The following is an 11,773-nucleotide window of genomic DNA, read 5'->3' as shown; positions in this document are numbered from 1 at the left end:
CGGCTCCGTTGCCGCCTTCCGGATGTTGCCCACTCTAGCTCGGTGTTACTGATGGGTAGCTGGGAATCACTAAAGCAAAGGGTCACAGAATAATAACGTCCGGCCATCCGCTTCCCCTTCGGAGAAAGTGCAGATGAGGACGCTATGGAATGTGAGACGCTGGCACCGTGTCGCCGATATCGCGTCGGGAGTTCTTGACGTCAACAGCATGCCTCATCGGCACCGTCGGCACCGGGCTGACGGCCGGCTGCGAATCGGATCGTCCGGCACCACCGGACACCAAATCGGTCCTGGTCGTCGGCGCCGGGATGGCCGGCTTGGCGGCCGCGCGCTGCCTGTCCGACGCGGGATGGCCGGTGCGGTTGATCGAAGCCCGCAATCGGATCGGCGGCCGAGTATCCACCGACCGCGAGTGGGGCGTACCGCTGGAAATGGGAGCGTCCTGGATCCATGGCACCACGGACAACCCACTGATGGAACTGGCTGAGAAAGCGCGCTTGCAGCTCGTTTCGACTCAGTATGACGAGGCGGCGAAGTTGGCGGTCGATCCCCGGCTACGGTCGATCAACTACGACCAAAACGCCTGGCGCCGTTTTGTCGCGGAGGCTCGCGATCAGGTCGATGGCGGTAGTCTCGCCGCCGCCGTCAACACCGAGGCGACACGCGAGGAGCTGTCCACCGCGGAGCGCGCCGAGTTGGCCTTCTACGTCAACACCGAGATCGAAGAGGAGTACGCGGCCGACGCGGACCAGCTCTCCGCTACCACGTTCGACCAGGGCAACTACACAACCGGCGACCAGGTCGTAGTCACGAACGGCTACGACGCCCTGCCGCGGCTGCTCGCCGATGGGCTGCAGATCGTCTTCAATGCGGCGGTCACCGCCGTGCTGCACCGGAGCAGCTCGGTCACCGTCCGGGCCGGCAACCGATCGTTCAACGGACCCGCCGCGATCGTCACCGTTCCGCTCGGCGTGCTGAAGTCCGGCGCCGTCACCTTCGACCCCCCTCTTCCCGACGGACACTCACAAGCCTTGCGTGCCTTGGGATTCGGCGCGATGTCCAAAAGCTACTTTCGCTTCAACCAACGGACGTGGAGCGGGCAAAGCGCGTTCTATCAATTCCTGGGTCCCGACCCGGGAGTGTGGTCACAATGGTTTACCTTGCCGGTCGCTGCGGGGCCGATTGTGCTGGCGTTCAACGTCGGTCACCGCGCCCGGTACGTGGAGTCCGCATCGGCTGGCGATTTGATGGGCGGTGCGCTGCCCGTGGCCCGGCAACTGTTCGGCAACGACATCGCACCCGTTGAGGTCCGGTCGTCGAGCTGGACCGTGGACCCTTATGCGCTCGGCTCGTATTCATTCCACGCGCCCGGCTCCGGTCTCGATGACCGGCGCCGGCTACAGGAACCGATCAGCGAGCGGCTCTACCTGGCGGGCGAGGCGGTCGGTGTGGACAACCCCGCCACGGTGCACGGAGCCCTGCTGAGCGGGCGACACGCAGCCACAGAACTGATGCAACAATTGGGGTGACGTCGCCCCTAAGCCCAGAACCGCGCACTCTCAGCGGGTTTCGCATCGACCATCCGCCATTCGGTGATCTGTCCGTCAGCCACCCGGATGAGATGTGCCGCATAGTTGTGTAGGTCTTTGCCGCCCCGGTGGGCGCGAACCTCAACCATGACCAACGCCTGATCGGTGTCGACGGGTACCGGTGATTGGGTCAACTTGAGACAAAAGTCCGCCGCCGCTAGATCCATCGCCTCGATCCGGCGCAGGTATTCATCGCGCCCGCTAACCTCGTCAGTTCCACCGTCGGCGTTGGTGACGTAGGCCCTTAGGTCCGCGGCGAGTAGCCGGCGCATCGCGCCGAGGTCTGCCATCGAGAACGCTCTGATGAACTGCTCGGCGATCACGCCCGGTTCGTTGTACACCACGATTTGTGCGGTCGGCTGATCAGTAGTCGTCCAGCGCGGCCACGTTGCGCCAACTCGGCCACGTGGTCTCCCAGATCCGGTGGATCCGGTCGTTGCGGTAGGCGGCAATGAGAACCACCTCAATTCGGGTCGGCTTTTCTCCAGGTCGAGACGTGGTGATCCACACCCGGCCGGCGACCTTGTCTGGTGCCTGCACCCACGCGTCGTTGTCGAACTCGACCGCATAGCTGATGGTCGTGGCATACAGCTTGCGATGGCTGTCGCGGAATTCGGTGAAGCTCTGGCTCAGCCCGTCGGAGAACATCAGGAAGTCGGGATCGTAATAGTGCTCGATCAGGTCGGCATTCTTGGCAACGACCATCTGCTCGAACATTTCTCGAAGTAGCGCAATGGACACTCGGCGATCCTAAAGCGTGGTTCCTTGGCCCGGCTCGGCCACGGTGTCCTGGCCCAGGCTTCGAAAACCGGCACCCGGTTTCTTGACACCCAGCACGAACGGTAGCGCCTTCATCTCGAACTTCTGCTTCGCCGCCAGCCGGCCGAAGAAGCCGCGCTGCGGTGCCGCCGGCGGCAACTCGGAGTTCGCGAGGTCGATGTAGTACGTAGGCGTTTGTCCGAGGCCCTCGAAGTCGTGCGTCAGCGGCATCGAAAGTTGACGCATCGACACGTCGAGGCACTGTGCCACCGGGTCGGTCATCAGCACGTATTCCGGCACCGGAACCGAGTTTTTCAGCATGCGATGCACCAGGATGACGTCGACACCAGCGAGCTCGACGCGGCGCTTCACCTTCTGCTCCGCCACCTCCCCCTGGTGAGCGACGAACTTGAGCGTCAGGCCGTCCCGCTGCGCGCAGCTCTCGCATTCGCAGGGATGGTCCGTTTTCATCCGCTCGCGCCGCGCGAAGAACGCCTGCCGCATCTGCGATAGCCGTTCACACACCACCACTTTGGCGTTGCCGTCCGGTGCCCAGAAAAACGCCGCATCGCCCTCCAGCTTCGCCAGCTTCAGTCCTTTGCCCGCGTCGATGACCGACTCCAGCAGCTCGGCCACCGTCCGTTGCGCGTGGGCCAGGTGCAGTCGGTTCCAATTCATGTAGCGCGTGTAACCGCCGATGTCGGCGATGAGAAGAAAGGCGCGCCGGATGGCCATGAACTGGGAAGTCTACGCCTGACCTCGGTGAGTCGCTTGAGGGTCAATGCCGCAAAGTCTTAATCGCCTATCCGGGCCAACCTAGCCCGTGTCAGGGGCCCTCGAGGACAATCCGTCCCGACGGACATGGGCGTCACGAAAGGTCACGAAAGGCGAGGGCGAACCCGGCCACTCCGATGACGGCGGCCGCGGCGTAGCCGAGGATCGACCACCAGCCCGCATGCAAGTACGCGGTGAAAGCGACGACGGCGATCGCCAACAAGACCAGTGCCATTCCATACAGTGGTGGCTTGCTGGCATAGCGGTTGCCGATGAGGGACCTTACCTTTCTTCCGACGGGAATTGGCTTCGCGATCGCATGGGCACGTTGGCGACCACCGGAAACGGTCCGGTAAACCCGAGTCGCTCGTTGGCGACCGCCCGCACGCGTTTACGGACCACATACCAGCCCGCAACCAGCGCCGGGGTAACAACCACGAGCGTTGCGAGGGTCCACGTGCCGATCGGTGCATCGAACGCCATTAACACCAGCACGGCGACCAAAAATAGCAAGGTGAGGTACCCGCTATACGGGCTGAAGGGCATACGGAACGCTGGGCGATTCACGACCCTGGCTTTGGCAAGTCGAAAAAACCGAAGCTGACACAGCACGATCGTTGCCCAGCCGCCGATGATGCCCAACGCAGACATGTTGAGCACAATCTCGAACGCCTCGCCGGGGTTAAACGCATTCAATGCGACACCGAACAGAACGACGACACCGGTCAAGAGGATTCCGCCGTACGGCACACCGTTTTTCGACATTCTCGCGGTGAACGCGGGGGCACTGCCGCTCATCGCGATCGAGTGCATGATGCGACCGGTGGAGTACAGCCCCGCATTCATGCTGGAAAGCGCGGCGGTGAGAACCACCACGTTCATCAAGTCGCCCGCACCGTGAAAACCGACTTTGGAGAAGAACGTAACAAACGGGCTCTCGCCGGGCCTGAATGCGGTGTAGGGCAGCAACAGCGCCAGCAGCACGACCGAACCAATGTAGAAGATCGCTATGCGCGCGATCACCGCGTTGATCGCGCGCGGCATGATCTTCTCTGGCTCGGCCGTCTCCCCCGCCGCGGTACCCACCAACTCGATTGAAGCGTAGGCGAACACCACTCCCGAGCTGACCATCAACAGCGGCAACAGGCCGGTCGGGAACAACCCACCGTGGTTAGTCCATAGGCTCAGTCCGGTGCTTTGGCCGTCGACCTCATAACGCCGGGCCAGAAAAATGGTTCCGACAACCAGAAATGCCACCAACGCAACAACTTTGATCAGCGCGGCCCAGAATTCCAGTTCGCCGAACCACTCCACAGAAATCACGTTCATCGCCAAAACCACCGCCAAGGCGAAGAACGCCAAAACCCACTGCGGTATGGCGCCAAAGACAGTCCAGCGGTGCAAGTAGGTGGCGACGGCGGTGGTATCGACGATCGACGTCATCGCCCAGTGCAGGAAGTACATCCAGCCCACCACATAGGCGGCCTTCTCACCGAAGAACTCACGCGCATACGAGACAAACGAACCCGCCGATGGCCGGTGCAGCACCAACTCACCCAGCGCCCGTAGGATCAAGAAGACGAACAGCCCGGCGACGGCATACATCAGGAACAGCCCGGGCCCGGCCTTGGCGAGCCGGCCGCCAGCACCGAGGAAAAGCCCGGTTCCAATCGCCCCACCAATGCCGATCATCTGAAGATGGCGAGGCTTGAGCCCCTTGTGATATCCGACGTCTTCGCCGAGGAGGTCGGGCGCCGGTCTGCCCTGCCGCACGCCGGGAAGATCAGGCGCTGTGGCCACGGAAGGGGCCTCCTGGTCGTTCACATCGCTCCAAGTGGGTTCCCTCTCGAATGGCGAAGACGTGGCCTCGTTGGCTTCCGTTCGGATGTGCGATCCTTGCGCACCACACAGGCCGTGTGCAACTTGCGAGGTCCGGCCGACGGAGCTGGAACGATCCAGGGCTATCACTGGCATGCTGGCTGCATGGATTTGATGGTTTTCGCCGCGCCGCACTCGGGGTCGTCCGTCTACCCTCAGCATCTGCGGCTGGCGCAGGCCGCCGAGAGGTGCGGCTATGCCGGATTTGTCCGAGGTGACCACTATTGGGCCGAGGTCCCGCCGGGTTCTACCGATGCCTGGATAACCTTGGCGGGGCTTGCCCGTGAGACTTCCACCATCCGTCTCGGGGTATTAGTGACTGCGGCGACGTTTCGCCACCCGGGTCCGCTGGCCATCCAGGTTGCCCAGGTCGACCAGATGAGCGGGGGGCGAGTTGAATTTGGGCTGGGCGCGGGCTGGTATGAGCCCGAGCACCGCGCCTACGGCATTCCCTTCCCGCCGTGGAAGCAACGCTTTGAGCGGCTCGAGGAATCGTTGGCGGTGATCACCGGTCTATGGCGCACTCCGATCGGTGATCGGTTCAGCTACCACGGCACCCACTATCGGCTTGAAGATTGCCCGGGGCTGCCCAAGCCCAGCCAACCGGGAGGTCCACCGATCATCATCGGCGGCGCCGGGACCAAGCGCACGCCTGCCCTCAGTGCCCGCTACGCGGACATCTTCAATCATCAACCCGGCAGGACAGACATAGACGATCCGTTCACCACCAACCCACCGACTGGCGTTGAGGCGGCTGCCGCGCAATTCGAGCGAGTCCGCCAAGCGTGCCGGGCCATCAACCGCGAACCCAGCGAGCTGCGGTTTTCGCACACCATGACCTTGTGTTGTGGGCGCACCGACGCCGAGGTCGGCGCGCGTGCCGCGGCGATCGAGCGCAGCGTCGAGGACCTTCGCGAACGAGGTGGCGCGGGCTCGCCGTCCGAATTGGTCGACAGCATCAGCCGCTACGCGGAAGCCGGGGTCAGCCGCACCTACCTGATGATCCGTGACATCGACGACCTCGATCACATCGAACTCGTCGCATCCGAAGTAATGCCACAACTGGATTGACCCCAGGAACACGGTGGCGACGCGTGAACACCGGCGAGGATGCGGTAAGGCATCGCGCCGGCAACGCTGGTTGGGAACGCAGCAAGAGTTGATGCCAGCCCTGGCTCGATCGAACCGTTTCATCTGCGTCCCGCCGCGAAGCACGCAAGTCGACCGCCATTTCGAGGTTGTGGCCCTCGACGAGCTTGCGGCTGGTCCGTGCCTGGCTGCGGTGCAGATCGGTTCGGCAAGCAAGGCACTTTCCTAACATCCACACGCCTACGAACCGCCGTCCCGACACGGCACCTGTGCGGTTGATCACTCGCGGCGCCCCGAGCTTGAAGGTGTATTGGACAAGCGTCTAATATCTGTGCTCGTCGGTTCACCGTAATCAGAAGTTCACCGCGAGCTTCGGTGGAAGGAATTTTGTGCTACCTGTCAACGTTGACGCGCAGTCACCTACCTTACTCGGTAGTCGATTTCAGACTCCCGACACAAGGCGGTAGCACCCTAAAGTAACCGAACCACTCAGTGGTGTACCGGACAGCATTGGACACGGGCCCCCTAGGTCCATTCATGTCGTGTTATCGGCGCTAAGCGCATCGATCTCTGCAATCACTATTGAGTTCGCTGCAGGGCGGATGTCCGCTCTGAACGTTGTTATTTAGCAATAGTTTTCGGAACCAGACCGGCCTGTCTGAGTCGCCGATTTTTCGCGCGAGTTACTAGTTGCGGCTCGCCGTTCAACAGAAAGGGAATGTTGTGTTTCGCTCCAAAACTGCCCGGCCAAACAATTTCATCTGGGCCTCCGTAGCCGGGTCACTGATCGCACTGCCGTTCGTCGCTTTTGCTCCAATCGCTTCCGCTTCTATCACGCCCGATCCGAACCCTGAAACAGAGATTTTCATCCCGGACAATGAATGGCTGGATGAATTTCAGCAGCAGGTGGTTCTGTCAGAACATGAGCGGGAATTGCAGGAGCTGTTGGCGCTGGAGGAGCCGGAGCGGCCGTCAACTCCAGATTTTGATGACCTGGATCTAGTTTTGTCGGACGCGGCAATGGACATTCCCCGCGAGGAATGGATTGAGGGCATTGAAGACATTGAGAGTCCGCCGCCTTTAGGTGCGAGTCCGTCGCCTATGGATGACCAGACCATGGCCGAAATAATGGCTGCGCAAAGTGCACCCGACCTTCAGGTGCCGGACCAGTATGAGGTCAACCAGGACCTCATCGACTCCTACACTGAGCAGCGATCAAACGACAGCGTCGCGGACTAGTCGCGTTTCCTGAGTTCAGCACCGGCGCGAGGGCGTGATCTGGGTGGCTGGCGTGGAGGCGGAGGCCGGCGGCAACGTGGTCTTCACCCCGCCGATCCGTAGGCTGGCTGATCGCCTGGTTGCCGAAGGTGGCCATCAGCGGTTGTGCTCGGCCGGTACGCACCTGTGATTTGTGCTCGCCGAAGATGACCGCACGTGGCCTGTGACCTCGGGATTGATCGTCGTGTCACCGTTGTCGCCGCTGTGTGAGGTGTGGCCTTGGGCTTGGATACCGGCTACGTGCCAAACATCCGAGCCCAAGGTCACACCCGCGTGCCATCCTCCCCTACGCCGTGTGTCAATACTCGCCCGCCGCGCTACGAACGACTGTTGGGCATCCGGATCGATCGCCGCTATGGCGTCACAATGTTGAAGGTCGGGTCAAGACCATCGAGGACACCGAGGAAGGCCTCTAGCGCCGTCTCGTCGCCGGATACCTCGAAACCCGGCGTACTGATGTCGCCCAGCGCCGCGGCAACCAGCCGAACCTTGTTGCCCACCCGCACCGTCGCGTCCGCCGTCACGGAATCGGCGGGAACCTTGCGATGTAGCAGCACGCCGTTGTGCAGCGTGAGCCGATAGTTTTCGTCGACCTCGGTGAAGGTGAAGTCCAGGGCGAGGTTCAGATCCCACGCGCGCGGACCGTTGATGCTAATCGCGAGGGCGCTGAAAATCTGGTCCAGGGTCAGCTGATCGAAAAACGTTGGCGCCGGGTTCTGTCCCGACGTGCCAATGCTCCCGGCACGCAACTCGGCCGCACCCGACAGAAAGTAGTTGCGCCAGGTCGCGCACTCCGCGCCGTAGGCGAGTTGCTCCAGGGTGTCGGCATAGAGTTGACGGGCCGCGGCATGCTCGCCGTCGGCGAACACTGCATGGTCAAGAAGTGTTGCGGTCCAACGGAAATCACCGTCAGCAAAGGCTTTGCCAGCCAGCTCCACGACCCGGTCAATCCCGCCCATTGCCTCAACGTAGCGCGGAGCGATCGCCTCGGGCGGGTGGGGCCATAGCCGGCCAGGGTTGCCGTCGAACCAGCCCATGTAGCGCTGGTAGATGGCTTTGACGTTGTGGCTGACCGACCCGTAGTAGCCGTGGGTATGCCAAGCCTTCTCCAATGCGGGTGGCATTTGGAACATTTCGGCGATCTCCACGCCCGTGTACCCGCGGTTCAGCAACCGCAGCGTCTGGTCGTGCAGGTAGGAATACATGTCACGTTGTTGCGACAAGTATTCGACGATGTTGTCGCGTTCCCAGGTCGGCCAGTGGTGTGAAGCGAACACGACGTCGGCGCGGTCGGCGAAGGTGTCGATCGCCTCGGTGAGATAGCTCGCCCAGGCGCGCGGGTCGCGTACCAGCGCGCCGCGCAAGGTCAGCAGGTTGTGCATGTTGTGCGTGGCGTTCTCGGCCATGCACAGCGCGCGGAAGCGCGGGAAGTAGAAGTGCATCTCGGCGGGAGCTTCGCTGCCCGGGGCCATTTGGAATTCGATCTCCACACCGTCGATCGTGTGCTTCTCGCCGGTTTCCTTGATGTCGACCGTCGGTACGATGATCGAGACATTCCCGGTCGAAAGGGTTTGGCCAAGACCGCAACCCACTTGACTTTGCGGGCCACGAGGTAGGTACGAGCCATACATGTAGCCCGCGCGACGCATCATTGCCGAGCCGGCGTAGATGTTCTCCTGCACGGCATGCGCGGTGAAGCCTTCCGGTGCCAGCACCGCGACCTTGCCGGCATCGACATCCGCCTGCGAGGTGACACCCAGGACGCCGCCGAAATGATCGACGTGACTGTGGGTATAGATCACCGCGACGACCCGACGGTCACCACCCCGGTGGGCGCGATACAGGTCCAGTGCCGCAGCGGCGACCTCGGTGCAGACCAACGGATCGATGACAATGATGCCGGTGTCGCCCTCGATGAAGCTGATATTGGAGATGTCTAGTCCCCGGACCTGGTAGATGCCGGGCACCACCTCGTACAAGCCTTGTTTGGCGGCCAGCATTGATTGCCGCCACAGGCTCGGATGCACCGATGTCGGCGCGGGTCCGCCGAGGAATGAATACACATCGTTGTCCCAAACCACGCGACCATCCGCGGCCTTGACGACGCACGGGGACAATGCCGCGATGAATCCCCGATCGGCATTGTCGAAGTCCGTCGTGTCATCGCTGGGCAGAACGTATGCGCGGTGGGCGGCCTCGATGGCGATAGAAGGGGGCCTGGGGGTCGCCTCGAGGAGCTTGTTATTCAGCACCGTTTTTGCCTCCATTTCGACGATCTATTGTAGTCATTCGACTACAATAGTGTAGTCGAATGACTACAACTCCCGCCAGTGCTGGGTCACGGCTGCCCAAAATCGACTGGTTGTCCCGACGTGCTGATGGCTTCGCGATCGCGCACCAGCGCTGCCATTCCCACGTCGCCGACCAGTTCCTCGACATGGCGAATGATCGCCACGACAGATTCGGTCGCGCTCGCCGGATACACCACCTCTTCGGGATCTGCCGACTTGGGCGGAATTGCCCGGCTCCTCTACTCGCGCGCCGTACCGGCGCTCGCCGTCGCCGGGCCGGTTGCGGCGGCACTGGATGTGACATGAGATCGCACGACGACATAATGTTGGAAAAAATCAACATCGACCTCAGATGGCTGCAATGTGATGATTTCTTGTCATCAAAATTCCGGGCAGGCTAATGTGAGCAAATGGCAACATCTGGCGGTCACGAGATGGTGGCGCGCTCAGCGTCTGCGCTCGGGCGTGCGCTACGCGCTGCGCGCCAGGCCCGGGGACTGACCCAGAGCGAGCTTGCCGAGCGGTCCCGAACCAACCGATTCTCCATCGCCCAACTGGAAACCGGCGACGCCACCAAGGCCATCGAGAAGCTGTTCGACACGCTCGCCGCGCTTGACCTCGAACTGGTGGTCCGCCCTCGCCAAGGCTGGAAAGCCCGATGAGCCTGGATATTTGGCTGCACGGAGTACTCACCGCGCGAGCCACCCCGAAATCCGGGGGACGCAAAGTCGTGATGGAGTACACCGACGAGGGGCGCCTCGGCTACGGCGGTGGCGCACCAATCCTGTCCTGCTCCCTGCCCTCGGCTCCCGGACCGAACGCACCCTCAGTTTCACGCTCCTTCCTGGAAGGCCTGCTTCCGGAAGGTCGCGCTTTGCAACACGCCGCCGCACGGCTGCGAGGCGTGGAACTCGATCTAGCCGGCGCTCCTGCAGCCCCTTCAGATGCCATGGCACTCCTTGCCGAATACGGGCGGGAATGCGCTGGGGCAGTTGTCGTAGTGCCTGCCGGCGAAGGGTTGCCAACCGAGGGGCGTTTGTCGTCTCCCTTGAGCGAGCAGGAACTTGTCGACCTCATTCAGAATCTGCCGGCGAGACCTCTGGGTGCCGACCCCACCAGGGGAATCCGGATGTCACTGGCGGGCGCTCAAGACAAACTGCTGCTGACCCGCGTGAACGGGCGGTGGTGCATGCCGGTCGATGGGTTTCCCTCGACGCATATCATCAAGCCCACCACCGTCTGGCCCCACAGCGCCGAGAACGAGGCACTGGTGCTTGCCCTGTCCCAGAAATGCGGCCTGTCGGATAACGCCGTGTGGATCGAGCGGATCGGCGATGCGACCGCGCTCGTCGCCGAGCGCTATGACCGCAACGTCGCAAGCGACGGAACAATCCACCGCTTACACCAGGAGGACATGTGCCAGGCCGTCGGGCTTCGCCCGAAGGACAAGTACCTGATCGGTCGACCCTCCGAGCGCATGGCCCGCGTGCTTCGAGAATTCGCCGACTCCCCGCAGCGGGAAATAGCGGACATCTACAAGCAGGTCGCGTTTCGCACGATCGTCGGCGACGAGGACGGCCACGGCAAGAACTACTCACTGATGCTCCACGACGGAGTGGTTAAAGCGGCGCCCCTTTACGATTCGCTGTCCACGCTGGAATACCCCGAGCTGTCGGGAACCATGGGCACCAAGATCGGTGCGCAGCAGTCGCTTGCCAAGGTGGATCGACAGGCGCTTCTCGACGAGGCGAAGGCCATGGGCCTCCCCGCTCGCGCAGCCGAGCAGGCGCTCGACGAACTCGCAACGCACGTCCGCTCAGGCATCGAGGACCTGCCCGCCGAGATCACCGAAGGCTGGCCGTCCGAACACTTGATTGAGACGGTGCTGGCGCGATCGCATCGACTTGAAACCGGACAGCCACTCGGCGGCGTCAAACGATCATCACGGCCGAGCCTAACGCTGGACACGATCACCGCCAAAAAGCACGGGGCCGCCCCGGCCCGTGGCGGGACGACATCAACGCCGTGAGTTGACCGGAATGGCCGCGCGAAATCTCCTCACCCCGACATCGGCCCGAGCGCCTCGCAACCGGGTGCATAGTTCTCGTCTAATTC

Annotated in this window: 13 protein-coding genes; 7 read left to right on the top strand and 6 right to left on the bottom strand. The window is 62.4% G+C overall.

What is annotated here, in order from left to right; translation table 11 throughout:
• Nucleotides 1–167: 167 nt before the first annotated feature.
• Nucleotides 168–1,529: a flavin monoamine oxidase family protein gene (locus AADZ55_RS06155; protein ID WP_085323309.1), complete on the top strand. Its 1,362-nt coding sequence runs from the start codon at nucleotides 168–170 to the stop codon at nucleotides 1,527–1,529.
• Nucleotides 1,530–1,537: 8 nt separating this feature from the next.
• Here AADZ55_RS06155 and AADZ55_RS06150 read toward each other — a convergent pair whose 3' ends face one another.
• The 5 genes from AADZ55_RS06150 to AADZ55_RS06130 all read right to left on the bottom strand — a co-directional run bounded on the left by AADZ55_RS06150 (nucleotide 1,538) and on the right by AADZ55_RS06130 (nucleotide 4,895).
• Entirely contained in the window at nucleotides 1,538–1,933 is a 396-nt protein-coding gene (locus tag AADZ55_RS06150; protein WP_242669955.1) for a nuclear transport factor 2 family protein, read from the bottom strand.
• Nucleotides 1,934–1,952: 19 nt separating this feature from the next.
• Nucleotides 1,953–2,330: a nuclear transport factor 2 family protein gene (locus tag AADZ55_RS06145; protein ID WP_119184867.1), complete on the bottom strand. Its 378-nt coding sequence runs from the start codon at nucleotides 2,328–2,330 to the stop codon at nucleotides 1,953–1,955.
• Between the two features lie 9 nt (nucleotides 2,331–2,339).
• Nucleotides 2,340–3,083: a DUF2652 domain-containing protein gene (locus AADZ55_RS06140; protein WP_085323308.1), complete on the bottom strand. Its 744-nt coding sequence runs from the start codon at nucleotides 3,081–3,083 to the stop codon at nucleotides 2,340–2,342.
• A 133-nt stretch (nucleotides 3,084–3,216) separates the two neighbouring features.
• Nucleotides 3,217–3,357 (bottom strand): hypothetical protein, encoded by a 141-nt coding sequence (locus AADZ55_RS06135; RefSeq protein ID WP_242669954.1) that lies wholly within the window; start codon nucleotides 3,355–3,357, stop codon nucleotides 3,217–3,219.
• 47 nt (nucleotides 3,358–3,404) lie between these two features.
• Nucleotides 3,405–4,895 (bottom strand): amino acid permease, encoded by a 1,491-nt coding sequence (locus tag AADZ55_RS06130; protein WP_242669968.1) that lies wholly within the window; start codon nucleotides 4,893–4,895, stop codon nucleotides 3,405–3,407.
• Between the two features lie 210 nt (nucleotides 4,896–5,105).
• Between AADZ55_RS06130 and AADZ55_RS06125 the strand changes: the two genes are divergently transcribed.
• The 3 genes from AADZ55_RS06125 (at nucleotide 5,106) to AADZ55_RS06115 (ending at nucleotide 7,497) form a co-directional block, all read left to right on the top strand.
• The gene (locus AADZ55_RS06125) at nucleotides 5,106–6,071 is read left to right on the top strand and encodes a TIGR03560 family F420-dependent LLM class oxidoreductase (RefSeq protein WP_085323306.1); all 966 of its coding nucleotides are present in this window, start codon (nucleotides 5,106–5,108) and stop codon (nucleotides 6,069–6,071) included.
• A 741-nt stretch (nucleotides 6,072–6,812) separates the two neighbouring features.
• Nucleotides 6,813–7,328 carry a hypothetical protein gene (locus AADZ55_RS06120; protein ID WP_085323304.1) on the top strand — a complete coding sequence of 172 codons (516 nt, stop codon included), beginning with the start codon at nucleotides 6,813–6,815 and terminating at the stop codon, nucleotides 7,326–7,328.
• A gap of 43 nt (nucleotides 7,329–7,371) precedes the next feature.
• Nucleotides 7,372–7,497: a hypothetical protein gene (locus AADZ55_RS06115; RefSeq protein WP_278248557.1), complete on the top strand. Its 126-nt coding sequence runs from the start codon at nucleotides 7,372–7,374 to the stop codon at nucleotides 7,495–7,497.
• 223 nt (nucleotides 7,498–7,720) lie between these two features.
• On the opposite strand, the gene AADZ55_RS06110 is transcribed toward AADZ55_RS06115, so the two are convergent.
• On the bottom strand, nucleotides 7,721–9,634 hold the full coding sequence (locus AADZ55_RS06110; protein WP_085323303.1) for an alkyl/aryl-sulfatase: 1,914 nt from the start codon (nucleotides 9,632–9,634) through the stop codon (nucleotides 7,721–7,723).
• 177 nt (nucleotides 9,635–9,811) lie between these two features.
• Here AADZ55_RS06110 and AADZ55_RS06105 point away from each other — a divergent pair, with 177 nt between their 5' ends.
• The 3 genes from AADZ55_RS06105 to AADZ55_RS06095 all read left to right on the top strand — a co-directional run bounded on the left by AADZ55_RS06105 (nucleotide 9,812) and on the right by AADZ55_RS06095 (nucleotide 11,687).
• On the top strand, nucleotides 9,812–9,964 hold the full coding sequence (locus tag AADZ55_RS06105; protein ID WP_165759322.1) for a hypothetical protein: 153 nt from the start codon (nucleotides 9,812–9,814) through the stop codon (nucleotides 9,962–9,964).
• A gap of 104 nt (nucleotides 9,965–10,068) precedes the next feature.
• The gene (locus AADZ55_RS06100; RefSeq protein WP_085323302.1) at nucleotides 10,069–10,320 is read left to right on the top strand and encodes a helix-turn-helix domain-containing protein; all 252 of its coding nucleotides are present in this window, start codon (nucleotides 10,069–10,071) and stop codon (nucleotides 10,318–10,320) included.
• Entirely contained in the window at nucleotides 10,317–11,687 is a 1,371-nt protein-coding gene (locus tag AADZ55_RS06095) for a HipA domain-containing protein (RefSeq protein ID WP_085323301.1), read from the top strand. The genes AADZ55_RS06100 and AADZ55_RS06095 overlap by 4 nt, the downstream gene beginning before the upstream one ends.
• Nucleotides 11,688–11,773 lie beyond the last annotated feature (86 nt).

Origin of the sequence: Mycobacterium decipiens (assembly GCF_963853665.1) — a bacterium.
GTDB lineage: Bacteria > Actinomycetota > Actinomycetes > Mycobacteriales > Mycobacteriaceae > Mycobacterium > Mycobacterium decipiens.
This window is presented reverse-complemented; position numbering and strand designations above follow the sequence as displayed.